Source organism: Microbacterium oleivorans NBRC 103075 (assembly GCF_001552475.1).
Classification (GTDB): domain Bacteria; phylum Actinomycetota; class Actinomycetes; order Actinomycetales; family Microbacteriaceae; genus Microbacterium; species Microbacterium oleivorans.
Map to the genome: position 1 here is coordinate 225,870 of NZ_BCRG01000002.1, position 25,297 is coordinate 251,166.

Below are 25,297 nucleotides of genomic sequence, written 5' to 3' on the forward strand. Positions count from 1 at the left end.
TCCGGACCGTGCCGCCTCGCCCACATCGAACGTAACGCGGTGAAATGAAGCGGCGTCACCTGCCGTACCCGGAGGTCAGCGCGCGAGTCGAGCGATCTCCGAGGCAGCCCGCGCGACGTCGTCGTTCACGACGCGGTAGTCGAACTCCCCCTGCGACGCGAGCTCGACACGAGCGGTCTTCAGGCGACGCGCGCGCTCCTCCTCGCCCTCGGTCCCGCGGCCGATCAGGCGGTTCACGAGCTCATCCCAGGTGGGCGGAAGGAGGAAGACGAGCGTCGCGTCGGGCGCGGCGGCACGCACCTGCCGGGCGCCCTGGAGGTCGATCTCGAGAAGGACCGTTCGCCCTTCGGCAAGCGCGGCGTCGATCGGCCGGCGAGGCGTGCCATAGCGGAAGGCGTTGTGCACCGTCGCGTATTCGAGAAGCTCGCCGTCGGCGACCAGGCGGTCGAACTCCGCGTCGTCGACGAAGAAATAGTGCTCTCCCTCGACCTCCCCCGGGCGCGGCGGGCGCGTCGTCGCCGACACGGAGAGCAGGATCTCCGGGTGGTGGTCCTTGATGTGCGCCGCGACGGTGCCCTTGCCCACGGCGGTGGGACCTGCGAGCACGATCAGGCGGCTCCGCGCCTCGCGAGCGCGGGGCTCGGGGAGGCGTCGATCGAGGTAATCCTGCAGGACGGTCCGCTGCCGGATGCCGAGCCCGCCGATCTTCTTCACGGGGGCGATCTGCAGGTCGGCGAGGATGCGGTCGCGCTTGCCCTCCCCGATCGCGGGGATGGCGGTGAGGAACTCGGTCACCCGCATCGCGGCAGCCGCGGACTGCGGCTCGGCCCACGCCCGGCGGAGGAGGTCCTGCGGGCTGATCACCCGGGTCGACACATCGCGCTTCAGGGCGGCGCGCTCGCGGCGAGCGGCGACCGCGCGGCGGGAGGCGGCGGCGCGATCGACCTCGGGAGGGGTACGGGAGTCAGGCATGTCGGGCGTCCTGGAGTTCTGAATTGTGGGTGTCGATGGCGGCGGCGATCCCGTCGGGACCGGCGCCGAGGATGCTGCGGCTCGCGCTGGCGAGCACCTGCGGCGCCAGGGGGCCGAATCGCTCGGAGATGTCGGAGAGGCGCGCTCCCTGTGCTCCGAACCCGGGGGCGAGGAGAGACGCACGCTGCAGCGACGCATCGGTCAGACCGAGGTCGGCGCGCTCCACTGTAGCCCCGATGACGAAGCCCACCGGACCGAAACGGTCGTCGCCGACGACGGCGGACGAGTTGGCGGAGCCCGCGCGCTGGGCGACCCAGTCCGCGACCGTCTGGCCGCGCTCCGCGTCGACAGTCGTGAGCTCGGCGGATTGCAGTCCCGCGGCTTCGGGGTTGCTCGTCGCCGCCAGGACGTAGACGCCCTTGCCCTCGCGGACGGCGGTCGCGATCGTTCCGCGGAGAGAGTCGGGGCCGAGGTACGGGCTGACCGTGACGGCATCCGATTCGAGAGGCGACCCGGCCGAGAGCCACGCCTCTGCGTACCCGTCCATCGTCGTTCCGATGTCGCCGCGCTTGGCGTCGGCGATCACGATCAATCCGGCGGCGCGGGCTGTGCCGATGACCTCCTCGAGGGCGGCGTACCCCGCGGATCCGTAACGTTCGAAGAACGCGACCTGCGGCTTGACGACGCCGACCCGGGTGCGGGCGGCATCCACCACTCGCAATCCGAAGTCACGGACGCCCGCCGCGGACGCCGGGAGCCCCCACGCCTCCAGAAGGGACGCGTGGGGGTCGATCCCGACGCACAGCGGACCGCGAGCGTCGACCGCCCCGGCCAGCCGTGAACCGAATGAGGTCACACCGACGCCTTCCGGTCGGCGGCGTACTCCTGCAGACTCCGGACGGCGAAGCCCTCGCGGAGCACCGGCATCGCCGACACGGCAGCGCCGAGAACCGCCATCGTCGTGAACAGCGCCTTGTCGGCGGCCACGGCGGCGGCGCGGATCTCGTATCCGTCAGCCCGGGCGATCCCGCCCGAGGGGGTGTTCACGACGATGTCGATCTCCCCCGCGTTGATGAGGTCGACGACGTTCTGCTCGCCGGAGGCCTGCGTCTCGGAGTATTTCGAGACCACTTTGACCGTGATGCCGTTACGGGCCAGGATCTCCGCCGTCCCCTCCGTCGCGATGAGCGTGTAGCCAAGCTCCTGGAGCCGGTGGGCGGGCAGGATGACGGCGCGCTTGTCGTCATCCGCGACCGAGAGGAACACGGTGCCCGAGGTGGGCATCCCGCCGTAGGCCGCGGCCTGGCTCTTCGCGAAGGCCGTCGGGAAGTCGCGGTCGATGCCCATGACCTCGCCGGTGGAGCGCATCTCGGGTCCGAGGACGGAGTCGACGGTGCGACCGTCCGCGGTCCGGAACCGCTTGAACGGCAGGACGGCCTCCTTGACGGCGACGGGCGCGTCGAGCGGCACCCGCGAACCGTCCTGCTCGGGAAGGAGCCCCTCCGCGATCAGCTCGGCGATCGACGAGCCCGCCATGATGCGGCTCGCCGCCTTCGCCATCGGGATGCCGAGGGCCTTCGACACGAACGGCACCGTGCGGGAGGCTCGAGGGTTCGCCTCGATGACGTACAGCACGCCGGCCGAGACCGCGAACTGGACGTTCAGCAGGCCGCGGACGCCGACGCCCTCGGCGATCGCGTGCGTCGCGATGCGAACGCGGTCGATCTCGCCGCGGCCCAGCGACATCGGTGGCAGGGTGCACGACGAGTCACCGGAGTGGATGCCGGCTTCTTCGAGGTGCTCCATGACGCCACCGATGTAGAGCTGCTCGCCGTCGAAGAGCGCGTCGACGTCGATCTCCACCGCGTCGTCGAGGAAGCGATCGACGAGAAGCGGAGCGTCGTCGCGGATGATCGCCTGATCGGCGATGCGCACGAAGTAGTCACGCAGGCTCGCAGTGTCGTAGACGATCTCCATGCCCCGACCGCCGAGCACGAAGCTCGGACGGACGAGCACGGGGTAGCCGATCTCCTCGGCGATCGTGATCGCGCCGGCTTCGTCGGTCGCCGTGCCGTGCCGCGGCGCCGTGAGTCCGGCGCGGTCGAGCAGCTGCGAGAACTGCTCGCGCTCCTCCGCGATGTCGATCGCGGCGGGCTTCGTGCCGAGGATCGTGTATCCGGCCGCTTCGATGCCCTTCGCGAGACCCAACGGCGTCTGACCGCCGAGCTGGCAGATGACGCCCACGATCTCACCGGACTGCGCCTCGGCGTGCAGCACCTCGAGGACGTCCTCGAGGGTCAGCGGCTCGAAGTACAGGCGGTCGCTCGTGTCGTAGTCGGTCGAGACCGTCTCGGGGTTGCAATTGACCATGATCGTCTCGTAACCGGCATCCGACAGGGCAAAGGATGCGTGGACGCACGAGTAGTCGAACTCGACACCCTGGCCGATGCGGTTCGGGCCCGAACCGATGATGACCACCTTCCGGCCCTCGCTCGGCATCACCTCGGTCTCGCGGTCGTACGAGGAGTAGTGGTACGGCGTGAGCGCCGGGAACTCCCCCGCGCACGTGTCGACGGTCTTGTAAACGGGACGCATTCCGAAGCCGTGACGGATGCCGCGCACCTCCGCTTCCCCGAGGCCGCGGAGCTCCGCGATCTGGGCGTCGCTGAAACCGTGGTCTTTGGCGATGCGCAGGACGTCCTCCGTGAGGGCGTCGGCCTCGCCGATGTACTCGGCGACCTCATTGATGAGGATCATCTGGTCGAGGAACCAGGGGTCGATGGCGGTCGCCTCGAACGCCTGCTCCAGCGTCGCGCCCTTGCGGAGCGCCTGCTGGAGCACGACGATGCGGCCGTCGGTCGGCGTCTTCGCGATCTCGAGGAGCTCCTCCGCCGAGCGCTCCTCCGGTCCCCAGTGGAAGCTGGATCCGCGCTTCTCGAGGGAACGGAGCGCCTTCTGCAGCGCCGTCGCGTAGTTGCGCCCGATCGCCATGGCCTCGCCGACCGACTTCATGGTCGTCGTGAGCGTCGTGTCGGCGGCGGGGAACTTCTCGAAGTTGAACCGCGGCACCTTGACGACGACGTAGTCGAGCGTCGGTTCGAAGCTCGCCGGGGTCGCCTTCGTGATGTCGTTCTGCACTTCGTCGAGGCGGTAGCCGATCGCGAGCTTCGCGGCGAGCTTGGCGATCGGGAAGCCCGTCGCCTTGGACGCAAGGGCCGACGAGCGCGAGACGCGCGGGTTCATCTCGATCACGATGATGCGACCGGATGCCGGGTCAACCGCGAACTGGATGTTGCACCCGCCGGTGTCGACGCCGACGGCGCGGATGATGTCGATTCCGATGTCGCGGAGCTTCTGGTACTCGCGGTCGGTGAGCGTGAGTGCGGGAGCGACCGTGATCGAGTCGCCTGTGTGCACGCCGACAGGGTCCACGTTCTCGATCGAGCAGACCACGACGACGTTGTCCGCGTTGTCGCGCATGACCTCGAGCTCGTACTCCTTCCACCCGAGGATCGACTCCTCCAGGAGCACTTCGTGCGTCGGCGAGTCCCGGAGTCCTGCGCCGGCGATGCGACGCAGATCCTGCTCGTCGTAGGCGAAGCCGGATCCGAGCCCGCCCATGGTGAACGAGGGGCGGACGACCAGCGGGTAGCCGAGCTCCGCGGCGCCCGCCAAGACCTCGTCCATCGAGGTGCAGATCCGGCTGTCGGCGACGTCGGCGCCGCAGTCGAGCACGAGCTGCTTGAAGATCTGACGGTCTTCGCCCTTGTTGATCGCCTCGAGATTCGCACCGATCAGTTCGACGTCGTACTTCTCCAGAACGCCGTGCTCGTCGAGCTGGATGGCGGCGTTCAGCGCCGTCTGTCCACCGAGGGTCGGGAGGATCGCGTCGGGCCGTTCCTTGGCGATGATCGTCTCGAGGACCTGCCACGTGATCGGCTCGACGTAGGTCGCGTCGGCGAAGTCGGGGTCGGTCATGATCGTGGCCGGGTTCGAGTTCACGAGGATGACGCGGACGCCCTCCTCGCGGAGCACGCGGCACGCCTGGGTGCCGGAGTAGTCGAATTCGCAGGCCTGACCGATGACGATCGGGCCGGATCCGATGACGAGGACGCTCTGGATGTCGTCGCGCTTAGGCATTCTTCTTGCTCTCCTGGGTGGCGATCACGAGGTCGCGGAAGCGGTCGAACAGGTAGTTGGCGTCGTGCGGGCCGGCAGCGGCCTCGGGGTGGTACTGCACGCTGAACGCCGGGAGGTCGAGGGCGCGCAGGCCCTCGACGACGTTGTCGTTGAGGCCGACGTGGCTGACCTCGACGCGGCCGTAACCGCTCGGGCTGTCGATGACGCCTTCGATCGGTGCGTCCACGGCGAACCCGTGATTGTGCGCGGTGATCTCGACGCGACCGGTGGTCTTGTCGAGCACCGGCTGGTTGATGCCACGGTGTCCGAACGGGAGCTTGTAGGTGTCGAACCCGAGCGCGCGGCCGAACAGCTGGTTCCCGAAGCAGATGCCGAAGAAGGGCAGCCCGGCATCCAGGACTTCGCGCAGCAACGCGACGTGTCGATCGGATGCTGCTGGGTCACCGGGCCCGTTCGAGTAGAAGACCGCGGCCGGGTCGATCGCCTGGATATCGACGAACGAGATGCTCTGCGGGAGGACGTGCACCTCGAAGCCGCGCGCCGCGAGGTTGTTCACCGTCGCCTGCTTGACGCCGAGGTCGAGGATCGCGAGGTTGCCGATCTTGTCGCCGACTGCGGGCGTGACTTCGGCACCGGAGACCGAGACATCCGCGGAAAGATTCTGGCCGCTCATCTCCGGCGCTTCGCGAACGATGCGCAGCTGCTCGTCCTCCGCCAGAGTCGCGGCATCCCCCGAGAAGACGCCGCCGCGCATCGAGCCTGCCGACCGCAGCACGCGGGTCACTGCACGCGTGTCGATGCCGCTGATGCCGACGATGCCGTCGCGGACGAGCGCGTCCTCGAGCGAGTGATCTGCTCGCCAGTTCGACACGATCCGCGAAGGGTCGCGGACGACATAGCCCGACACCCAGATCCGTCGGGACTCGGGGTCCTCGGCGTTCATGCCGGTGTTGCCGATGTGGGGCGCCGTCTGGAGGACGATCTGACCCGCGTAGGACGGGTCGGTGATCGTCTCCTGGTAGCCGGTCATGGCCGTCGCGAAGACGACCTCGCCGAGCGTGGTACCGCGCGCACCGTAGGCGTGACCGGGGTGGCGGGAACCGTCTTCGAGAACGAGGACGGCGGGTTCGGGAGCTTGGAATCTCTGAATACTCATGCGTCGCTTCCGGGAATCTGCTGGGGGGCGGGAGAGGTGGGAGTGGCGGGGACGACCGGGCTGATCGCGTCGGCGAGGGAGCGGGCCGAGGCATCCTGCGGTCGGAGGTAGCTGTCGACGATCGTGCCCTCGGGTGTCGTCCAGGCGAGCCGGACGAGACCGTCGCGTTCGACGACCCGGTCGATCGCGACCGTGGCCTGGCCGACCGAGACGAGGGAGCCCGCCGTGAGGAAGATCCGCGGCTGACCCGTGAGGTCGAGGGCGACCCCGCGGTCGGTCACGGTGACGTCGACCCGGGAGCGGAAGGCGAGCCCGCGGATGGCGAGACGCTCGAGGGCATCGTCGTGACGTGTCGTCGCGACGTACAGCCCCTCGGAGCGCATCAGCGTCGTGGCGCCGTCCGGGGCATCGCCCACGGGGACGCTCAGGCCCGCATCCCGCTTCGATCGTCGTCGCCAGGCGACGAGGCCGATCACGATGAGCAGGGCCGCGACCGCGGCCATCACGAGGACGGCGGCCTCGCGGCTCACGAGGTGACCTCGTCGACGACCACGCCGTCCACGACGGTCTGCCGTCCGCGGAAGAAGGTCGCTCGGACCTCGCCCGGCAGGTCGCGGCCGAGGTAGGGCGAGTTGACGCTCCGTCCTCGAAGGTCGTCCGTGCTGAAGGTGCGGACCGGTGCGGCGTCGTAGAGCGCGAGGGATGCCGGAGCTCCGACGGCGATCGGGGTGCCGGCATCCGCCAGTCGGCCGATGCGTGCGGGGGCAGCGGACATGACGCGGGCGATGTCGGACCAGTCGAGCAGGCCGGTCTCGACCATCGCGGCGTGGACGACCCGGAGGGCGGATTCGAGCCCGACCATCCCGTTCGCGGCGGCCTGCCACTCGCACGTCTTGGCCTCCGCGGGGTGCGGTGCATGATCGGTCGCGACGATGTCGATCGTGCCGTCGGCGAGGCCCTCGCGGACGGCACGCACGTCTTCGTCGCGGCGGAGCGGCGGATTCACCTTGAAGCGCGGGTCGTAGCCTCGGACCAGGTCCTCGGTGAGCAGCAGGTGGTGCGGGGTGACCTCGGCGGTGACGTTGATGCCGCGCTTCTTCGCCCACCGGATGAGGTCCACCGAGCCGGCGGTCGACAGGTGGCAGACGTGCAGCCGCGACCCGACGTGCTCGGCGAGCAGCACGTCGCGGGCGATGATCGACTCCTCCGCGACAGCGGGCCAGCCCGAGAGGCCGAGTTCCGCCGAGACGGTGCCCTCGTTCATCTGCGCGCCTTCGGTCAGGCGCGGGTCCTGCGCGTGCTGCGCGACCACGCCGTCGAAGGACTTCACGTACTCGAGAGCACGCCGCATGATGAGCGGGTCGAAGACGCAGAAGCCGTCGTCGCTGAACACGCGGACGCGGGCACGCGACGAGGCCATCGCGCCGAGTTCGGCGAGCCGCTCGCCTTTCTGGCCGACGGTGACGGCGCCGATCGGCTGCACGTGGGCGTAGCCGGCGGCTTCACCCAGCGCGAGCTCCTGCTCGACGACGCCCGCCGTGTCCGCCACGGGCGACGTGTTCGGCATGGCGAAGACGGTGGTGAACCCTCCGGCCGCGGCGGCGCGCGAGCCGGTGAGGATCGTCTCGGATGCCTCGTAACCGGGCTCGCGGAGGTGGGTGTGCAGGTCGACGAGACCCGGCAGCGCGATCAGGCCGTCGGCATTCACCGTGCGGGCGCCGGAGGCGCTCAGCCCCGAGCCGAGTCCGGTGATGACACCGTTCTCGATCAGGATGTCGGCGGCGTCGCCGCCCTGGATCCGCGCTCCGCGGATGAGGATGCTCTCGCTCATCGGGCCTCCTCCTGTGCGTGGTTCGTGGGTCGCTCCCCCGCCAGGAGCAGGTACAGCGCCGCCATGCGGACCGAGACGCCGTTCGCGACCTGTTCGAGCACGGTCGAGCGTGGCGAATCGGCGGCGTCGGCGGAGATCTCCAGACCCCGGTTCATGGGTCCGGGGTGCATGACAATGCTAGCGCTCGGAAGAGCGGCCACTCGCGCGGCATCCAATCCCCAGCGGCGCGAATACTCCCGTTCAGTGGGGAAATAGGCCGCGTTCATCCGCTCCAGCTGGATACGGAGCATCATGACGGCGTCCGGGGCCGTCGCGATCGCCTCGTCGAGGTCGTAGGCGATGGTCACCGGCCATGCCGACACGTCCTGGGGCACGAGTGTGGGCGGGGCCACGAGGGTGACCGTCGCACCGAGCGTCGTCAGCAGCCACACGTTCGAGCGGGCGACACGCGAGTGCAGGATGTCGCCGACGATCGCGACGTGGAGGCCCGCGAGGTCGCGACCCCGACTGTCCTCGCCGAAGAAGCGCTTGCGGATCGTAAAGGCGTCCAGGAGCGCTTGCGTCGGGTGCTCGTGGGTGCCGTCGCCGGCGTTCAGGACCCCTGCGGAGATCCAGCCACTCGTGGCGAGCGTGTGCGGAGCGCCGGAAGCGCCGTGGCGGATGACGACCGCGTCGGCGCCCATGGCCTGCAAGGTCTGCGCGGTGTCCTGCAACGACTCGCCCTTCGAGACCGACGAGCCCTTCGCGGAGAAGTTGATGACGTCAGCGGAGAGACGCTTCGCGGCTGCCTCGAACGAGATGCGGGTGCGGGTCGAATCCTCGAAGAAGAGGTTGACGACCGTCTTGCCTCGGAGCGTGGGCAGCTTCTTGATCTCGCGGGACTGCGTGTCCCGCATGTCCTCGGCTACGTCGAGGATGCGGAGGGCGTCCTCTCGGGCGAGGGTGCGGGTGTCGAGGAGGTGCCTCATGACTCGATCGTCACCTCCTCGGTGCCGTCGACGTCGGCGAGGCGCACGTTGACGCGTTCCTCCCGGGCGCTCGGCAGGTTCTTGCCGACGAAGTCGGGGCGGATCGGCAGCTCGCGATGGCCGCGGTCGACGAGGATCGCGAGTCGCACGACGGCGGGGCGGCCGATGTCCTGCAGCGCGTCGAGTGCCGCGCGGATCGAGCGTCCGGAGAAGAGCACGTCATCGACGAGGACGACGGCCTTGCCGTCGATCCCGCCGGCCGGGATCTCGGTCGGGCGCGGCGTTCGCGTCGGGTTCCGGTGCAGATCGTCGCGGTACATCGTCACATCGAGAGAACCGACCGGGACGTCGGCTCCGGTGAACGACGCGATCAGAGCGCCGATGCGTTCCGCGAGGGTGACACCACGGGTGGGGATCCCGAGGAGCACGAGCCCGTCGGGGCCCTTGTTCGACTCGAGGATCTCGTGAGAGATGCGCGTGAGTGCGCGGGCGATGTCAGCGTCGTGCAAGACGATGCGCGAAGTCATCCGCCGCTCCCTTCTCCGCCTCACAGGACGGTGTTAAAGGTTGCTTGTGTCCGCCCAGTCTAGCGGGGCGAGGCTGTCGGCTGCGGCATCCGTCCGCGCTCGCCCCCGCGCCCGACCTGTCCGTTCCGACGAGAAACGGCATCCCGGTCGAGAATCGACGCGAAGCCGCGTGTCACGGTCGGGATGCCGTTTGTCGGTGCGGGTGCCGGGGTCGCCGCCCCTCGGGTCAGGAGCGCGCGATGCGGCCGAGCACGCCGTGGACGAACGAGCCGGAGTCGTCCGTCGAGAACTCCTTGGCGAGTTCTACGGCCTCGTCGATCGCGACCGCGGTGGGCACCTGATCGTTATGCAGGATCTCCCAGACGCCGATACGGAGGATCGCCCGGTCGAGGGCCGGCATCCGCTCGAGCTTCCAATCGCGGGCATGCGTGACGATCTGCTCGTCGATCTCGCTCTGCGCGTCGATGACGCCGTCCACGATCTCGCGAGCGTACAACCACGACGCCTCGCGGGCCGGTTCGCTCGCCGCCCGCTTCGCCTCGGCGGCGAGCGTCACGGCGAGGTCATCGCCGCGGATGTCGGACTGGTACAGGATGTCGAGGGCGCGCTTGCGCGCCTTGCTCCGTGCGCTCATCGACGAGTCAGCTCACGCGGCCGAGGTAGTCCCCGGTGCGCGTGTCGACCTTGACCTTTGTGCCCTGCTCGACGAACAGCGGGACCTGGATCTCGTGTCCGGTCTCGAGAGTCGCGGGCTTGGTGCCGGCCGACGAGCGATCGCCCTGCAGGCCCGGCTCGGTGTACGTGATCTCGAGGACGACGGAGGCAGGCAGATCGATGTAGAGGGGGTTGCCGTTGTTCAGCGCGATCTGGACCTGCTGGTTTTCGAGCAGGTAGTGCGCGGCATCGCCGACGACGGTGGCGGAGACGTTCAGCTGGTCGTAGTCCGCGATGTCCATGAAGACGAAGTTCTCGCCGTCGTTGTAGAGGTAGGTGAAGTCGCGGCGGTCGACGTTCTCGATCTCGATCTTCGCGCCTGCGTTGTACGTACGGTCGACGGTCTTGCCGGAGACGACGTTCTTCAGCTTCGTGCGGACGAAGGCGCCACCCTTGCCGGGCTTCACGTGCTGGAACTCGATGACGTTCCAGAGCTGTCCGTCGATCGACAGGACGACGCCGTTCTTGATGTCTGCAGTGGATGCCATGAGAGTGCGGTTTTCCGTTCGGTGGAGGCGTGGCCAGAGCGGCCGACGATCGATTCTACGGGATGCCGCGGCATCCGCCCCGGAAACGGTCAGCCCGTGAGCGTCGCGATGAGCTCGCGGGTCGCCTCCGCGTAGCCGGCGACGCCGCGACCGACGACGTGGACGACGGCGACATCGGCGACGTAGGAGTGGTGGCGGAAGGGCTCGCGAGCCATCACATCCGAGATGTGGACCTCGGCGACCGGGAGGGCGACTCCCGACAGCGCGTCACGCAGGGCGACCGACGTGTGTGTCAGGCCGCCGGGATTGATGACGATTCCGGCGCAGTCCGTGCGGGCCGCGTGGATGGCGTCGATGAGGACGCCTTCGTGGTTGCTTTGCACGGGACGCACCTCGTAGCCGGCGGCGGCGGCGGTCCGTGAGACGAGTTCCTCGACATCGCCGAGCGTCTCTCGCCCGTAAACGTCGGGTTCGCGGATGCCGAGAAGGTTCAGGTTCGGCCCGTTGACGAGCAGCAGGCGGCGGGGTGTCGACACGAGAGCACCCTATCCCGGGCGGTGCATCTGGATCTCGCGGCCCACCTCGGTGTCGAGCGCGAGCCCGGTGGCCGAGAATCCGAGCCGACGGTACGCCGCCTGGGCACGGGCGTTGTCGATGTGAACGTCGAGGGTGAGCCCGTTCGCACCCACCGCTTCGGCCCACGCGGATGCCTCGGCCACGAGCGCATCGAGGACGCCCTGCCCGCGGTGGTCGGCGTCGACGAACACGCCCACGAGCTCCGCCCGCGGTGCCGGGACCTCGCGGCCGAAGACGTCGGTCGTCCCGGGCTCGCGGACGAGTACCGTCGCGGAACCGACCCACTGCTCCCCCGCGATCGCGACGAACTGCGCCGCGTTCAGCCCCAGGGCGGAATCCGCCGTGCGGGACTGCCAGTGCGCGTCGTCTCGGGCGAGCTCCTGCTCCCGGGTGGTCAAGAACGCGATCGCGGCCGCGGGATCGCCGACCGCACGGATGCGGAGGTCCCGGACCTCGCGCCACTCGTGCAGGCGTACGCGGCGGACCGCGGCACCCGTCACCCGGCGATCTCCTGGTACGCGGCGAACATCAGCGACTCGTCGGGCGCCTGCATGACAGTGGGCTTGCCGATCGCGTCGAGGACGATGAAGCGGAGCATCCCGGCGCGGGACTTCTTGTCACGCTGCATGACACCGAGCAGGTGCTGCCACCCGTCCATCCGGTACGTCGTCGGAAGGCCCAGGAGGTCCAGGATGCGGCGGTGGCGGGCGACATCCTCATCGGAGAGCCGGCCCGCGAGGCGCGAGAGTTCCGCGACGTACATCATGCCGATCGAGATCGCGGCGCCGTGACGCCAGCGGTACCGCTCCGCATGCTCGATCGCGTGGCCGAGGGTGTGTCCGTAGTTCAGGTATTCGCGGACGCCCGCCTCGCGGAAGTCCTCGCTCACGACGCGCGCCTTCATCTCGATGGCGAGCTCGATGCAGCGGCGGAACTCGTCACTGGTCGGATCTGTCGCCGCCTCGGGGTCGCGCTCGACGATGTCGAGGATCTCGGGGAACCAGATGAATCCGGCCTTCACGACCTCGGCGAAACCGGCCACGATCTCGTTGCGCGGGAGCGTGTCGAGCACATCCAGGTCGCAGATCACCGACCTGGGTGCCCAAAAGGCACCCACGAGGTTCTTGCCCTCGGCGGTGTTGAGCCCGGTCTTGCCGCCGACAGCGGCATCCACCATCCCCAGGACGGTCGTCGGAATCTGCACGATCTGCACGCCACGGAGCCAGGATGCTGCGACGAATCCGGCGAGATCCGTCACCGCTCCCCCGCCGAAACCGATGACGGCGTCGGTGCGGGTGAAGTCGGCCTGTCCCATGACCTGCCAGCAGAAGGCCGCGACCTCGATGCGCTTGGCGTCCTCGGCATCCGGCACCTCGGCGATGAGCACCTCGAGCGAACCGTCCGCGACGAGCAGGTCCCGGAGGTCGGAGGCCTTCGCGCCGAGGCGCGGCGTGTGCACGATGAGCACCTTCTTGACGGTGGGCGCGAGGTGGTCGCGGACGCCCGCCAACACGCCTCTGCCCACGTGGATGTCGTAGGGGGTGGCGCCGGTGACGTTGATGGTGGTGCGGGTCATGAGGTGACTCCCGAGGGGTCGGCGGCGGGCTCGGCCCAGTCCGCGATGGCGGTCACGATGTTCTCGAGCGGGCCCGACGACGTGTCGAAGGTCGCATCGGCGACGGACTCGTAGACGGGGCGCCGTTCGGCGTAGATGCGTTCCCAGCGCTGGATCGGCGTCTCGTCGTCCCCCGCGAGGAGCGGGCGGGATGCCGCTTCGCCGAGTCGACGTGCGACGACCCGCGGTGCAACGGTGAGGAGCGCAACCTGGTGGTTGCGGAGACGCCGCTGCGTCGTCTCGTCGAGGACGGCGCCGCCGCCGAGTGAGACGACGCCGCCGCTGCGGAGAGCCTCGGCGACCGCATCCCGCTCGAGGGATCGAAAGTGAGCCTCGCCGTGCAGAGCGAAGAGGTCGGCGATGGGTCCGTGCTCGCGCACGATCATGGCGTCGGTGTCGCGAAAGGGGCGTCCGATCCGCTTCGCGACGCGCTTGCCGACGCTCGTCTTCCCGGCCCCCATGGGGCCGATGAGCACGATCGCCCGCGGCTCAGGCGAGGTCATGCGCCAGGAGGGCCGCCTCCGACGCAGGAGTCGTCTTCAGCGTCTCGGGGATCGCCGCGAGGAAAGTCTCGACGTTGCGACGGGTCTCGCGGATGCTGTCGCCGCCGAACTTCTCCAGCACGGCGTCGGCCAGCACGATCGCGACCATCGCCTCTGCGACGACACCCGCAGCGGGAACGGCGCAGACGTCGGAGCGCTGATGATGCGCTGCCGCGGTCTCACCGGTCGCGACGTCGACGGTGCGCAACGCGTGCGGGATCGTGGCGATCGGTTTCATGCCGGCACGGACCCGGAGGACCGTTCCGGTGGACATCCCCCCTTCGGTGCCACCCGCGCGGTCGGAGGCGCGGGTGATGCCGTCCGTCGTCACGAAGAGCTCGTCATGGGCGGCGGACCCGCGCCGGCGCGTCGTCTCGAACCCGTCGCCGACCTCGACACCCTTGATCGCCTGGATGCTCATGAGCGCCTGCGCGAGCTTGCCGTCGAGGCGGCGATCCCAGTGGACGTGCGAGCCGAGCCCCGGAGGCAAGCCGTAGGCGAGGACCTCGACGATGCCACCGAGCGTGTCACCGTCCTTCTTCGCCGCGTCGACCTCGGCGACCATCCGCTCGGACGTCGCCGCGTCGAAGCACCGGAGCGGGTCGGCGTCGAGCGCGTCGACGTCGTCGGGGCCGGGAAGCTCGGAACCCTCCGGCACCTGGACAGGTCCGATGGAGAGCGTGTGGCTCACGAGGCGGATGCCGAGCTCGGAGAGGAAGCCCCGCGCAATGGCCCCCAGGGCGACGCGTGCTGCCGTTTCGCGGGCGCTCGCGCGCTCGAGGATCGGACGGGCCTCGTCGAAGTCGTACTTCTGCATGCCGACGAGATCGGCGTGGCCCGGCCGCGGACGCGTGAGGGCGGCGCCTCGACCGCGGGAGCGCTCGCTCAGCTCGGTCGGCTCGGGGTTCATGACCTCGATCCACTTCGGCCACTCGGTGTTGCCGATCCGCAGGGCGATCGGGCTGCCGAGCGAGAGGCCGTGGCGGACACCGCCCGAGAGGTTCAGCTCGTCCTCCTCGAACTTCATCCGCGAGCCGCGGCCGTAGCCGAGCTTGCGGCGGGCCAGGTCGGCGCGGATCGCGTCGAGCGAGACGGGGACGCCGGAGGGCAGGCCCTCCATGATGGCGACGAGTTCGGGGCCGTGGGATTCGCCGGCGGTCAGCACGCGGAGCATTGGTCTAGTCTCCCACGAGCGCACGGCGCATGACCGCCACGACCTCGTCCTCCCGTGGAAGCGGGTCCTCGACGTCGCCTGTCGCGAACGCCCGGATCTGCAGGACAGCCTGATGCAAGAGCATGCCCTCGCCTCCGCGCGCCGACTGACCCACCCGCTCCCAGGCACGCGCGAGGTCGGTCGGCCAATGGCCGTAGACGACGTCCATGAGGACACCGCCGGTTTCCGCGAGTGCATCGGCGGTCCGGGGATCGACCGAGACGCCGCCGGGAAGCGTGGCGATCGTGACATCCACCGTTCGTGGACGATCACCGCTCAGCGGCACCGCGGCGACCCGAACGCCGATGCGCTCGCCCAGCAGGACGAGACCTGCGGCAGCATCCGGTCGCCGAGCAGCCACCTCCACCTCGCGGACGCCGAGCTCCGACAGTGCCACGAGGGCAGCGGATGCCGTCGCCCCCGCGCCGACGATGCGCGCGCGTCCCGCGTCCGCGACGCCCTGCTCGCGGAGCGCGGCGACGATGCCCCCGGCATCCGTGTGGAAGGCCCGCCAACCCGACCCCGATCGGATGAGAGTGTTCGCCGCTCCCGTCACCGTCGCGCGAGCGTCTCGCTCGGAGGCGACGTCGAACGCCGCGTGCTTCAGGGGCATGGTCAGGGAGAGGCCGCGGTGACGCGGGTCCAGCGACGCCAACTCCGTGGCGAAGGTGCTCTCATCGACCCGGCGTCGACCGTACGTCCAATCCCAGCCCAGAAACGCATAGGCCGCCGAGTGCATGGCGGGCGACAGGCTGTGTGCGATCGGGTCGCCCCAGACCTCCAGGGCGGCCGACGCCATCAGCAGCCGCCGTCAGGATTGTCTCGGCACCACTTCTGATACTGCGAGACAGCCTTCTCGTGCTCGGCCAACGTGGCCGAAAAGACGGTCTCGCCGGTGTCGAGGTTGACCGTGACGAAGTACTGCCACGGTCCCTCCGCGGGATTGAGGGCTGCCTTCATGGCAAGCTCGCCGGGGTTGGCGATCGGGGTGATCGGCAATCCCGTCTTCTTGTACGTGTTCCAGCCGTTCTCGTCGGCGAGCTCCTCGGCGCGCGAGCTGGTACCGCCCTCACGGTCGGCGAAGGGGTACTGAGCCGTCGAGTCCATCTGCAGCAGCCCGTTGGTGTCGCTGATCTTCGGGTCCAGGCGGTTCTGGATGACGCGAGACACCTTGTAGAAGTCGTCCTCGCTCCGGGCTTCCTTCTCGATGATCGACGCGATCGTCAGGATCTTCTCGCGCTGATCGACGGGAACCTCGGCCTCGTTGAGCGCCTTCACGGTCCGGTCGACCATGGTCTGGATGACCTGCTTCGCCGTCACGTCAGGGTCGAAGGTGTACGTCGCCGGGAACAGCCAGCCCTCGAGGCTCTGCGCCTTCACGCCGTAGACGCTGGGGTCCTCGACCGCCGCCTCGACGTCCTTCAGCGGCAGCCCGATTCCCTCGGCGATCCGCGGCACCGACTGTGCGACCGTCAGCCCCTCGCGCAGCTGAGCGGTGAACTCCTGCCGGTTCGCAGGGTCGAGGAGCGCCGAAAGCGCCGCCTCGGAAGTCATCTTCTTCTGGAGCGAATAGACGCCGGGCTTGAGGGCATTGGGGTCTTCACCGCTCTCCACGAGATACGAGTAGAACGCGTCGCTGGTCTTCGTGACGCCGGCGTCGAACAGCACACGGGAGATGTCCGCGCCGGTCTGCCCGGACAGGACTGTGACGCTCGTCTCGCCCTCCGCGAGCCCCGCCTCGTAATCCTTGGGTTCCTCCCACCCGAGGACCTTCCGGATCTGGTCCTCGTACGTGTGGAAGACGACGAAGCCTCCGCCGACGAGGCCACCGATGATCGCGATGATGATGACGAAGACACCCCAGGCGGCGACTCGGCTCTTGCGGCGGTCGCGATCGTGCCGACTCGCCGTCGACGGCGCCTTGAGTCCCTTCTCCTCGAAGAGTGCATCGATGGGCGCGGTCGTCGAGGCGACGGTGCGCTCGGGAATCCGAGGCGGCTCCGGCGGGACGGACGCGGCGTCCATCTTCGGCGGCGAGGTCCCCGCCGACTCGGTGTCGCCTGCGGGGCTCGCGGGGCTCTGACGCTGCGCCTCGCGCGCCGCACGACGGGACGAGGGTGCGTCGTTCTCGACGGGAGCGGACGGCTCACCAGAAGAGGCGCCGGGGCGGTCGTCGCGCGACGGGGTCTCGGACATCGGTGGACTCCTGCGTCTCCTACAGCGCCACACCGGACGGGTTGCCGGTGCTCTTCTCGACATCGATCGCCTGCTGGAGGAGAACGACCGCGGCGATCTGGTCGACAATCCTACGAGATGACTTCTGCGAACGCCCGTTCTGACGGAGCACGGCGTTCGCCGACACCGTACTCAGCCGCTCGTCGACCAGGCGGACAGGCACCTCGAGGGCCGCATCGAGCTCCACCGCGAACTCCCGGGCGTCCGCAGTGGAGGCCGTCTCGGAGCCGCCGAGACTGATCGGCAACCCGACGAGTACCTCGATCGCGTCGTACTCACGAGCGATCTCGACGATTCGCGCGACCGAGGTCTCGGCGCGGGGAACGGTCTCGACCGGCACCGCCAGCATCCCGTCCGGATCGCACCGCGCAACACCCACTCGCGCACGCCCGACGTCGATGCCGAGGCGCACCCCGCGGCGGAAGCCCGTCACGCGGTCGCACCCTCCAGCGCCGAGACGATACTCGTCAGCGCCGTCGGCAGAGCCGAGGCATCCGTCCCGCCGCCCTGTGCGACGTCATCGCGACCGCCGCCGCCACCGCCGAGGACACCTGCGGCGGTCTTCGCCAGCAGACCGGCCTTCGCTCCGGCAGCACGGGCAGCGTCGTTCGTGGCGACGATGACGACCGGACGACCGCCCGCCTCTCCGCCGAGGGCGACGACACCCGCGTCGGAACCGAGACGTTCGCGGATCTGAAGAGCCAGCGAGCGGAGATCATCGGCGGAACCCACGGTGCCCACGGACTGGGCGACGACGCGGTACGCGCCAGCGGACACAGCCGCAGCCGCGAGCGCCGGAACGCGCTCACCGAGCGCCTTCGCCTCGAACTGCGCGATCTTCTTCTCCGCGGCCTTCAGGTTCGCCTGCAACTCCGCGATGCGAGCCGGAAGCTGATCACGAGGGATCTTGAGGCCCGAGGTGAGCTGCGACACGATCGCTCGCTCCGCTGCCAGCTCGCGGAACGCGTCTTGGCCGACGAGAGCCTCGACGCGGCGATTGGAGGCGCCGACCGACGATTCCCCGACCAGGTTGATGAGCCCGACCTGCGCACTCGATGAGACGTGCGTCCCGGCGCAGAGTTCGCGCGACCACGGGCCGCCGATGTCGACCATGCGGACGGTGTCGCCATACTTCTCGCCGAAGAGTGCCATCGCACCGGCGGCCTTCGCCTCGTCGAGCGACATGACACGGGTGGTGACCTCGAGGTCGTCACGGACGGCGTTGTTGGCGATCTCTTCGATCTCACTGCGCGTCTCGGGCGACAGCGCCTGTCCCCATGAGAAGTCGAACCGGAGATACCCGGCACGGTTCAGTGAGCCCGCCTGCGTCGCGCTCTTGCCGAGCGTGTCGCGGAGTGCGGCGTGAACGAGGTGGGTCGCGGAGTGCGCCTGCGCGGCCGCGCGGCGGTTGGCGGCATCCACCACGGTCGTCGCGACATGTCCCACGGCGACCTCACCCGTCGTCACCTCGACGGTGTGGCTGATGAGGCCCGGAACGGGCTTCTGCACGTCGAGGACTTCGAGCTCGTACCCCGGGCCGACGATGACGCCCTTGTCGGCGACCTGACCGCCCGACTCCGCGTAGAGGGCGGTCTCGGCGACGATCACTTCCGCGATCTGCCCCTGCGACGCGCGGTCGGCGGGTGCACCGTCAACCAGGATGCCGAGGATCCGCGACTCCGTCTCGAGGTCGGTGTACCCGGTGAAGACCGTCTCTCCGAGCGCACGGAAATCGCGGTAGATGCTCGTGTCGGCCAGCTGGCCCTTCCGAGAGCGGGCATCGGCCTTAGCGCGGTCGCGCTGCTCCTTCATGAGGGTGTCGAAGCCGGCACGATCAACGGTGAGACCCGCCTCTTCGGCGATCTCGAGCGTCAGGTCGATCGGGAAACCGTAGGTGTCGTGGAGGAGGAATGCCTGCGACCCGCTCAGCGCGGTCGACTGCGTCGACTTGGCGGACTCGATGGACGTGTCGAGGATCTCTGAGCCGCTCGCGAGGGTACGGAGGAAAGTCGCCTCTTCGGCCAGTGCGTACTGCGCGAGACGCCCGTAGTCGGTCTCGACGACGGGGTACGACTCCTTCATCGCGTCGCGAGAGACGGCGAACAGCTCGGCGAACGTGGGCCCGTCGACGCCGAGCAGCCGCATCGAACGGATGGCGCGGCGCATGAGCCGACGGAGGATGTACCCGCGGCCGTCGTTCGCCGGCGTCACACCATCGGAAAGCAGCATGAGCGATGACCGGATGTGGTCGGCCACCACGCGGAAGCGGACGTCGTCCTCGTGGTTCTCGCCGTAACGCTTGCCGGAGAGTTCGACCGCCTTGTCGAGCACGGGACGGACCTGGTCGGTCTCGTACATGTTGTCGACGCCCTGCTTGATGAACGCGACACGCTCGAGGCCCATACCGGTGTCGATGTTCTGAGCCGGCAGGTCACCGATGATGTCGAACTCGTACTTCGAGCGCACGTTGGTGATCTCGTACTGCATGAACACGAGGTTCCAGATCTCGACGTACCGATCGTCGTCCGTCGCCGGACCGCCGTCGATCCCGTAGGCGGGGCCGCGGTCGAAGAAGATCTCCGAGCAGGGGCCCGCCGGGCCTGGAAGGCCCGTGGTCCAGTAGTTCGTGTCCTTGCCCAGGCGCTGGATGCGCTCCTCGGGGAGGGTCGAGTGCTCGAGCCAGAGCTGGATCGCCTCGTCATCCTCTTCGTAGACCGTGACCCAGAGGTCCTTCGGGTCGAACCCGAGGCCGCCGTCCTCGTCGGGAGTCGTGAGCAACTCCCACGCGTAACGGATCGCGTCCTTCTTGAAGTAGTCGCCGAACGACCAATTGCCGAGCATCTGGAAGAACGTGCCGTGACGCGGGGTCTTGCCGACCTCTTCGATGTCGTTGGTGCGGATGCACTTCTGGTTGTCCGCCGCGCGCTTGTAGGGGGCGGGCACATCGCCCGAGAGATACGGGATGAAAGGGACCATGCCGGCGACCGTGAACAGGAGAGCCGGATCATCGCTGACGAGGGATGCCGAGGGCACGATCGTGTGCCCCTTCTTCTCGAAGTAGTCCAGGTAACGCCGGGCGATCTCAGCGGTCTTCATCGTGTGTCCTCAACTGCATGCGTGATCAGCCGCGCCCTGTGGGCCTCGGCCGGGAGATGGGGGTGGGTCAGTCGTCGAGCTGCGCGGCCGCGGCATCCTGGGCGTCCGCCACGAGGCCCTCGATCTTGGCCTCCTGGGTCCGGTACGCGTCGGCCATCCGGTCCGTGAACTCGGAGATGCGGAGATCGACCTCGGCGAGGACTTCCTGGCCTCGAGGGTCCTTGTTGATCAGGTGAGCGGCGATGAAACCGCCGGCGATGCCCATCAGGAACCAGAGGACTTTCTTCATGGGGTCCATGTTAGGTGCAAAGCAGAAGGGGCGCCGGGTGAACCCGACGCCCCTTCGAACCGCTCGATCCGAGCGGCGCATGCTGCGCTTAGCGCGCGGCGTAGTACTCGACGACGAGCTGGACTTCACAGGTCACCGGAACCTCGGCGCGCTTGGGGCGACGCTCGAGACGGGCCTGGAGCTTGTCGAGCTCGACCGACAGGTAGCTGGGAACCGGCGGCAGGACCTCGGCGTGACCGCCGGCGGCTGCGACCTGGAACGGCTCGAGAGCCTCGCTCTTGGCCTTGACGTGGATCGTCTGACCCGGCTTCACGCGGAAGGACGGGCGGTCGACGAGCTGGCCGTCGACGAGGATGTGACGGTGCACGACGAGCTGACGCGCCTGTGCGGTCGTGCGGGCGAAGCCCGAACGGAGCACGAGCGAGTCGAGACGCATCTCGAGGAGCTCGACGAGGTTCTCACCGGTCAGCCCCTCCGTGCGGCGGGCCTCGTTGAACGTGTTGCGCATCTGCTTCTCGCGGATGCCGTACTGCTCGCGCAGACGCTGCTTCTCGCGAAGACGGACGGCGTAGTCGCTGTCCTGCTTGCGCTTGGTGCGGCCGTGCTCACCGGGAGCGTAGGGACGCTTCTCGAGGTAGCGGGCGGCCTTGGGGGTCAGTGCGACGCCGAGGGCGCGCGAGAGGCGCACCTTGCGGCGGTCCTGGGACTTCGTTGCCACGAAATCTTCCTTCCATGACGTGGCCATGTCTTTCACGGCTCACGGGCGTATCGCCTTCTCTCGCCCTTGCGGACTGCACGCCGGGGCACGCCGAAAGGTGGGAAAGAGAGAAGAGGATGCCCGAAAACACGGTTTCGAGCCGGTTAAGCCTAACAGACGGGGCGGATCATCCCTGGCCGCGCGGCAGATCCAGCGCGCCGGCCGGGTAGAAGGGCAGGGTGTCTGCGCCGAGATCGGCGAGGCGGTACCACCCGACGGTCGTATCGCCGTCGAGGACGGGCAGTCGGCTGTCGCGTGGAAGCGATTCCAGCTCGGGGCTCCGCACGGCGAACACGTAGGCGATCTCGTGCCCTTGGCGCCCCTCGTTGTCGAAGATGTTCTCGATGACGCCGAGCAGCCCCGCCCCGGTGACGGTGGCTCCCAGTTCCTCGGCGATCTCGCGACGGACCGCAGCCTCGGCACGCTCGCCCGGTTGCACTCCCCCGCCCGGGGCGCGGAGGAACGCGCGTCGGGCGGACGAGGCCGGGTACTCTTCGCCCAGGACGTATCCGTCTTTCACCACGAGTGCGACCGCGATGACACGAATGCGGGGACGCGAACGCAGGCCTGCTGCGTACGACCCGAGTGCCCGGCCGTACATCGGCACCTCGTGGGAGAGCGCATCGAGTGCGGTGCGCAGGGCACGAACGGGTTTGTCGTCGTCGTACAGCGCCAAGGCGCGGAACGCCTCAGCTGCGCGCGCGAGCGGGTCTGTCGGCGAGATCTCCTTCAGAACCGAGATCGCACCTGAGGCATCCCCCACGTTCCGCAGAGAACTCGCCAGCTGGATGATCGCCTGGCTGTCGAACGGCGCGGACAGTCCTGCTGCGAGTGACTCGCGGTAGAGCGGGATTGCGGCTGCCTCCTCGCCCAGAAAGTCCTCCACCGACGCGAGTTCGAACAGCACCCGGGCATCGTCGTCAGCTCGTTCTGCGAGTACCGCCGACATGGCCGATCGCAGCTCGTCCGGCCGGGTGTCGTCGGCGTCTGCCCAGACCATCTCGAGCCGTCGCTCCCAGTCATCGCGCGTTCCGGTCGCGTCACTCACCGAGGAGCTTCCGGATCTTCTCGAGTCGAGCGGAGATGTCACGCTCGACGCCACGCCCCGTGGGCTCGTAGTACCGCCGGCCGCGCAGTTCGTCGGGGAGGTACTGCTGCGTCGCGACGCCGACCTCCAGATCGTGCGGGTAGATGTAGCCCTTGCCGTGGCCGAGACGCTTCGCGCCGGCATAGTGGGCGTCACGCAGGTGCACCGGAACCCGCCCGAAGCCGCCCGCCCGCACGTCCGCGATCGCGGCATTGATCGCGTTGTAGGCGGCGTTCGACTTGGCGGTCGTCGCGAGGTAGGCGGTCGCCTCCGCGAGCGGGATGCGGCCCTCCGGCATCCCGATGAAGGCCACGGCGTCAGCCGCGGCGACGGCGATCTGCAGCGCCTGAGGATCAGCGAGCCCGATGTCCTCCGCCGCAGAGATCACGAGGCGCCGCGCAATGAAGCGCGGATCCTCACCCGCCTCGATCATGCGCGCGAGGTAGTGAATGGCGGCATCCGGGTCAGACCCGCGAATGGATTTGATGAACGCGCTGATGACGTCGTAGTGCTCATCACCCTGTCGGTCGTAACGCAACAACGCTCGATCGACCGCTTGAGCGACGTGCTCGGCCGTGATGACCGGGGCGTCGTCGCCGGGCTCCGCCATGGATGCTGCTGCCTCGAGCGATGTCAGCGCGCGACGCGCGTCACCCGAGGCGAGGTGCACGAGAGCCGCCCTGGCGTCGTCGGAGAGCTCCACAGCACCGGCGAGGCCCCGCGCATCGCTGACCGCGCGGTCCAGCAGCATCCCGAGGTCCTCATCGGTCAAGGGCTGCAGCGTGAGAAGGAGGGAGCGCGACAGCAGCGGGGAGATCACCGAGAACGACGGGTTCTCGGTCGTGGCGGCGATGAGAATGACCCACCCGTTCTCGACGCCGGGCAGCAATGCGTCTTGCTGCGCCTTCGTGAAGCGGTGGATCTCGTCGAGGAAGAGGATCGTGGAGGCACCGTAGAGGTCGCGCTGCGTCATCGCCTCCTGCATCACCTCACGGACGTCCTTCACGCCGGCGGTCACCGCGGAGAGTTCGACGAATCGCCGACCGGACGTGCGAGCGATCGCTTGGGCGAGCGTCGTCTTACCCGTACCGGGCGGCCCCCACAGGATGACGGACACCGCGCCGGTCGTGGCGCGACCGGGGTCCGCGAGTGCGACCAGCGGCGAGCCGGGCTTGAGCAGGTGAGTCTGACCGGCGACCTCGTCGAGGGAGGCGGGACGCATCCTCACGGCCAGAGGCGTCGCTCCACGGAAAAGCGCGTCACTCTGTGCCATTCGTCCAGGCTAATCGCCCGCGCCGACATCCCGGGTTCCCGGAGCTTCGACGGGTTTGTTCCGAGCAGGTCAGCCGAATAATGTGCAGGTGGCTGCGCTCATGCTCAGCCTCGACGGAAGGATCGCCGTGGCAGTGAGCAAAGGCAGGGGGCGCGAGAGCGCACAGGAGCGCGAGCGCGCCCGGGTCTATGAAGCACGTCGCCGCTTCCACGCGTCGGTGATCAGTCGTCGCCGCCGCGACAACGTCATCGCGGGCGTCGCGGGTGGAGCGCTCCTCCTCGCGATCCTGGGCGGCCAGGTGGCTTATTACACCGTCGGCCCCGGCACGCCCGACCCCGCGCCGTCGCCCACACCCGCGCCCAGCGCAGGCCTGACGCCGCCCCTCGCCCCCAGCCCGTCGAGCTCGCCGACACCGACCCCGACCCCGTGACCGCCGCGTACTAGGCTGAGTCACTAATCCGACCCCCATGCGGCGCATGCCGCCGACGAGGTGACCCCCGTGAGTTCCGCCACCCCCGAATCCGCCGAGACCCAGCCCTGGGGCCGAGTCGATGACGACGGCACCGTCTCCGTCCGTGAGGGCGAAGAGTGGCGTGTCGTCGGTCAGTACCCTGACGGCACTCCCGAAGAGGCCCTCGCCTACTTCGAGCGCAAGTACGCCGACCTCGCCTCCGAGGTCACCCTCCTCGAGGTGCGGCACCGTCGCGGTGGCGCGTCGGCATCCGATCTGCGCGGCACCGCCCGCACCATCCGCGAGCGCCTCGACGGGGCCGCTGCCGTGGGCGACCTGGCGTCGCTCGAAGCGCGGGTGACCACGCTCGAGGGTGCTCTGTCCGAAGCGAGCGCCGAGGAGGCGCAGGCGCAGCGCGCAGCAGTGGATGCCGCGGTCGCCGAGCGCGAGGGCATCGTCGCCGAGATCGAGGCGATCGCCGCGAAGGACCCGCGTTCCATCCAGTGGAAGCAGACCACAGCAGACGTCGCGGCTCTCTTCGCCCGCTGGCAGGAGCACCAGAGCACCGGTCCCCGTCTGCCCAAGGCGGTCGGTCAGCAGCTCTGGAAGCGATTCCGTGACGCGCGCGCCGTCATCGACAAGAACCGGCGCGAGTTCTACTCCAGCCTCGACGACCAGCACAAGGCCGCACGCGACGCCAAGACGCGTCTCGTCGAGCGTGCCGAAGCCCTCGCCCCTCAGGGTGAGGACGGCATCACGTCCTACCGGAGCCTCCTCGACCAGTGGAAGTCCGCCGGCCGCGCAGGCAAGAAGGCCGACGACGCCCTCTGGGCACGCTTCAAGGCCGCGGGCGACGTCTTGTACGGGGCGCGCATCGAACGTGAGAGCGCCGATGTCGAGGCCTCCAAGGAGAAGATCGAGGCAAAGCGTGCTCTGCTCGACGAGGCCGCCGGCGTCGCGAAGGAGAAAGACAACGCCAAGGCACGTTCTCTCCTGACGAACATCCAGCGCCGCTGGGATGAGATCGGCCGTGTCTTCCCGCGCGACACCGAGCGTGGGCTCGACGACCAGCTCCGCAAGGTCGAGACGGCCCTGAAGGCACGCGAGGACGAAGACTGGAAGCGCAACAACCCGGAGACCAAGGCACGTCAGAACGACATGACGAGCCAGCTTCAGGACGCGATCACCAAGCTCGAAGACGAACTGACCGCCGCAGAAGCAACGAAGGACAAGGCAGCCATCGCCCAGGCGAAGGACGCGCTCGACGCACGCAAGAGCTGGCTGCGCGCGCTGGGCGGCTGAGTACCCGCACGGCGACCCGCGCGCCGCGTTGTCCACAGAGTGGGCTGAGTCGGCGCGCGGGTGTC

25 protein-coding genes are annotated in these 25,297 nt (G+C 68.9%); 2 read left to right on the plus strand and 23 right to left on the minus strand.

The window, feature by feature from the left end:
* Positions 1-75: 75 nt before the first annotated feature.
* From gmk to MO1_RS03790, 23 genes are all read right to left on the minus strand, one after another.
* Complete coding sequence (gene gmk / locus MO1_RS03680) at positions 76-972, minus strand: guanylate kinase (RefSeq protein ID WP_036308966.1); 897 nt, start codon at positions 970-972, stop codon at positions 76-78.
* A complete protein-coding gene (gene pyrF / locus MO1_RS03685) occupies positions 965-1,828 on the minus strand; it encodes an orotidine-5'-phosphate decarboxylase (protein ID WP_036308965.1) in 864 nt (287 codons plus the stop codon). The genes gmk and pyrF overlap by 8 nt, the downstream gene beginning before the upstream one ends.
* Positions 1,825-5,112, minus strand: a complete 3,288-nt coding sequence (gene carB, locus MO1_RS03690) for a carbamoyl-phosphate synthase large subunit (protein ID WP_060915241.1) — start codon at positions 5,110-5,112, stop codon at positions 1,825-1,827. Before carB ends, pyrF begins: the two co-directional genes overlap by 4 nt.
* Positions 5,105-6,268 carry a glutamine-hydrolyzing carbamoyl-phosphate synthase small subunit gene (carA, locus tag MO1_RS03695; protein WP_060915242.1) on the minus strand — a complete coding sequence of 388 codons (1,164 nt, stop codon included), beginning with the start codon at positions 6,266-6,268 and terminating at the stop codon, positions 5,105-5,107. The genes carB and carA overlap by 8 nt, the downstream gene beginning before the upstream one ends.
* The gene (locus MO1_RS03700; RefSeq protein ID WP_060915243.1) at positions 6,265-6,798 is read right to left on the minus strand and encodes a PH-like domain-containing protein; all 534 of its coding nucleotides are present in this window, start codon (positions 6,796-6,798) and stop codon (positions 6,265-6,267) included. Before MO1_RS03700 ends, carA begins: the two co-directional genes overlap by 4 nt.
* Positions 6,795-8,099, minus strand: coding sequence for a dihydroorotase (locus tag MO1_RS03705; protein ID WP_060915244.1), 1,305 nt, complete (start codon positions 8,097-8,099; stop codon positions 6,795-6,797). Before MO1_RS03705 ends, MO1_RS03700 begins: the two co-directional genes overlap by 4 nt.
* Positions 8,096-9,067 (minus strand): aspartate carbamoyltransferase catalytic subunit, encoded by a 972-nt coding sequence (locus MO1_RS03710; RefSeq protein ID WP_036308958.1) that lies wholly within the window; start codon positions 9,065-9,067, stop codon positions 8,096-8,098. Before MO1_RS03710 ends, MO1_RS03705 begins: the two co-directional genes overlap by 4 nt.
* Complete coding sequence (gene pyrR / locus MO1_RS03715; RefSeq protein WP_060915245.1) at positions 9,064-9,594, minus strand: bifunctional pyr operon transcriptional regulator/uracil phosphoribosyltransferase PyrR; 531 nt, start codon at positions 9,592-9,594, stop codon at positions 9,064-9,066. Before pyrR ends, MO1_RS03710 begins: the two co-directional genes overlap by 4 nt.
* Before the next feature lie 226 nt (positions 9,595-9,820).
* Positions 9,821-10,228, minus strand: a complete 408-nt coding sequence (gene nusB, locus MO1_RS03720; protein ID WP_036308954.1) for a transcription antitermination factor NusB — start codon at positions 10,226-10,228, stop codon at positions 9,821-9,823.
* 7 nt (positions 10,229-10,235) lie between these two features.
* Complete coding sequence (gene efp / locus MO1_RS03725; RefSeq protein WP_036308953.1) at positions 10,236-10,796, minus strand: elongation factor P; 561 nt, start codon at positions 10,794-10,796, stop codon at positions 10,236-10,238.
* Positions 10,797-10,885: 89 nt separating this feature from the next.
* Positions 10,886-11,332, minus strand: a complete 447-nt coding sequence (gene aroQ / locus MO1_RS03730; RefSeq protein ID WP_036308951.1) for a type II 3-dehydroquinate dehydratase — start codon at positions 11,330-11,332, stop codon at positions 10,886-10,888.
* Positions 11,333-11,341: 9 nt separating this feature from the next.
* Positions 11,342-11,872 carry a GNAT family N-acetyltransferase gene (locus MO1_RS03735; RefSeq protein ID WP_036308950.1) on the minus strand — a complete coding sequence of 177 codons (531 nt, stop codon included), beginning with the start codon at positions 11,870-11,872 and terminating at the stop codon, positions 11,342-11,344.
* The gene (gene aroB, locus MO1_RS03740; RefSeq protein ID WP_036308948.1) at positions 11,869-12,948 is read right to left on the minus strand and encodes a 3-dehydroquinate synthase; all 1,080 of its coding nucleotides are present in this window, start codon (positions 12,946-12,948) and stop codon (positions 11,869-11,871) included. The genes MO1_RS03735 and aroB overlap by 4 nt, the downstream gene beginning before the upstream one ends.
* A complete protein-coding gene (locus tag MO1_RS03745; protein ID WP_036308947.1) occupies positions 12,945-13,490 on the minus strand; it encodes a shikimate kinase in 546 nt (181 codons plus the stop codon). Before MO1_RS03745 ends, aroB begins: the two co-directional genes overlap by 4 nt.
* A complete protein-coding gene (gene aroC, locus MO1_RS03750; RefSeq protein WP_036308946.1) occupies positions 13,477-14,703 on the minus strand; it encodes a chorismate synthase in 1,227 nt (408 codons plus the stop codon). Before aroC ends, MO1_RS03745 begins: the two co-directional genes overlap by 14 nt.
* Positions 14,704-14,707: 4 nt before the next feature.
* On the minus strand, positions 14,708-15,541 hold the full coding sequence (locus MO1_RS03755) for a shikimate dehydrogenase family protein (protein ID WP_036308945.1): 834 nt from the start codon (positions 15,539-15,541) through the stop codon (positions 14,708-14,710).
* Positions 15,541-16,938, minus strand: coding sequence for an endolytic transglycosylase MltG (gene mltG / locus MO1_RS03760; RefSeq protein ID WP_060915246.1), 1,398 nt, complete (start codon positions 16,936-16,938; stop codon positions 15,541-15,543). The genes MO1_RS03755 and mltG overlap by 1 nt, the downstream gene beginning before the upstream one ends.
* A gap of 19 nt (positions 16,939-16,957) precedes the next feature.
* Positions 16,958-17,410 carry a Holliday junction resolvase RuvX gene (gene ruvX, locus MO1_RS03765; protein ID WP_036308943.1) on the minus strand — a complete coding sequence of 151 codons (453 nt, stop codon included), beginning with the start codon at positions 17,408-17,410 and terminating at the stop codon, positions 16,958-16,960.
* Entirely contained in the window at positions 17,407-20,073 is a 2,667-nt protein-coding gene (gene alaS, locus MO1_RS03770) for an alanine--tRNA ligase (RefSeq protein ID WP_060915247.1), read from the minus strand. The genes ruvX and alaS overlap by 4 nt, the downstream gene beginning before the upstream one ends.
* 67 nt (positions 20,074-20,140) lie before the next feature.
* The gene (locus MO1_RS03775; protein WP_036308936.1) at positions 20,141-20,362 is read right to left on the minus strand and encodes a hypothetical protein; all 222 of its coding nucleotides are present in this window, start codon (positions 20,360-20,362) and stop codon (positions 20,141-20,143) included.
* A gap of 88 nt (positions 20,363-20,450) precedes the next feature.
* Positions 20,451-21,107 (minus strand): 30S ribosomal protein S4, encoded by a 657-nt coding sequence (gene rpsD, locus MO1_RS03780; protein WP_370670633.1) that lies wholly within the window; start codon positions 21,105-21,107, stop codon positions 20,451-20,453.
* Between the two features lie 139 nt (positions 21,108-21,246).
* Complete coding sequence (locus MO1_RS14415; RefSeq protein ID WP_255209213.1) at positions 21,247-22,167, minus strand: tetratricopeptide repeat protein; 921 nt, start codon at positions 22,165-22,167, stop codon at positions 21,247-21,249.
* On the minus strand, positions 22,160-23,479 hold the full coding sequence (locus tag MO1_RS03790; protein ID WP_082724359.1) for a replication-associated recombination protein A: 1,320 nt from the start codon (positions 23,477-23,479) through the stop codon (positions 22,160-22,162). The genes MO1_RS14415 and MO1_RS03790 overlap by 8 nt, the downstream gene beginning before the upstream one ends.
* An 88-nt stretch (positions 23,480-23,567) precedes the next feature.
* Here MO1_RS03790 and MO1_RS14940 point away from each other — a divergent pair, with 88 nt between their 5' ends.
* Positions 23,568-23,909 carry a dioxygenase gene (locus MO1_RS14940; RefSeq protein WP_268920867.1) on the plus strand — a complete coding sequence of 114 codons (342 nt, stop codon included), beginning with the start codon at positions 23,568-23,570 and terminating at the stop codon, positions 23,907-23,909.
* A 69-nt stretch (positions 23,910-23,978) separates the two neighbouring features.
* Positions 23,979-25,232, plus strand: a complete 1,254-nt coding sequence (locus tag MO1_RS03800; protein WP_060915249.1) for a DUF349 domain-containing protein — start codon at positions 23,979-23,981, stop codon at positions 25,230-25,232.
* Positions 25,233-25,297: the final 65 nt, after the last annotated feature.

Excerpts from the sequence above, each read along its gene's own strand:
- MO1_RS03745 (WP_036308947.1), bottom strand. The coding sequence starts at position 13,490 with ATGACCTCGCCTGAGCCGCGGGCGATCGTGCTCATCGGCCCCATGGGG.
- MO1_RS03705 (WP_060915244.1), bottom strand. The coding sequence starts at position 8,099 with ATGAGCGAGAGCATCCTCATCCGCGGAGCGCGGATCCAGGGCGGCGAC.
- aroB (WP_036308948.1), bottom strand. The coding sequence starts at position 12,948 with ATGACCCGCACCACCATCAACGTCACCGGCGCCACCCCCTACGACATC.
- carA (WP_060915242.1), bottom strand. The coding sequence starts at position 6,268 with ATGAGTATTCAGAGATTCCAAGCTCCCGAACCCGCCGTCCTCGTTCTC.
- carB (WP_060915241.1), bottom strand. The coding sequence starts at position 5,112 with ATGCCTAAGCGCGACGACATCCAGAGCGTCCTCGTCATCGGATCCGGC.
- gmk (WP_036308966.1), bottom strand. The coding sequence starts at position 972 with ATGCCTGACTCCCGTACCCCTCCCGAGGTCGATCGCGCCGCCGCCTCC.
- MO1_RS03775 (WP_036308936.1), bottom strand. The coding sequence starts at position 20,362 with ATGAAGAAAGTCCTCTGGTTCCTGATGGGCATCGCCGGCGGTTTCATC.
- rpsD (WP_370670633.1), bottom strand. The coding sequence starts at position 21,107 with ATGGCCACGTCATGGAAGGAAGATTTCGTGGCAACGAAGTCCCAGGAC.
- MO1_RS03755 (WP_036308945.1), bottom strand. The coding sequence starts at position 15,541 with ATGGCGTCGGCCGCCCTGGAGGTCTGGGGCGACCCGATCGCACACAGC.
- MO1_RS03710 (WP_036308958.1), bottom strand. The coding sequence starts at position 9,067 with ATGAGGCACCTCCTCGACACCCGCACCCTCGCCCGAGAGGACGCCCTC.
- aroC (WP_036308946.1), bottom strand. The coding sequence starts at position 14,703 with ATGCTCCGCGTGCTGACCGCCGGCGAATCCCACGGCCCCGAACTCGTC.
- alaS (WP_060915247.1), bottom strand. The coding sequence starts at position 20,073 with ATGAAGACCGCTGAGATCGCCCGGCGTTACCTGGACTACTTCGAGAAG.
- efp (WP_036308953.1), bottom strand. The coding sequence starts at position 10,796 with ATGGCATCCACTGCAGACATCAAGAACGGCGTCGTCCTGTCGATCGAC.
- MO1_RS03790 (WP_082724359.1), bottom strand. The coding sequence starts at position 23,479 with ATGGCACAGAGTGACGCGCTTTTCCGTGGAGCGACGCCTCTGGCCGTG.
- pyrR (WP_060915245.1), bottom strand. The coding sequence starts at position 9,594 with ATGACTTCGCGCATCGTCTTGCACGACGCTGACATCGCCCGCGCACTC.
- mltG (WP_060915246.1), bottom strand. The coding sequence starts at position 16,938 with ATGTCCGAGACCCCGTCGCGCGACGACCGCCCCGGCGCCTCTTCTGGT.
- nusB (WP_036308954.1), bottom strand. The coding sequence starts at position 10,228 with ATGAGCGCACGGAGCAAGGCGCGCAAGCGCGCCCTCGACATCCTGTAC.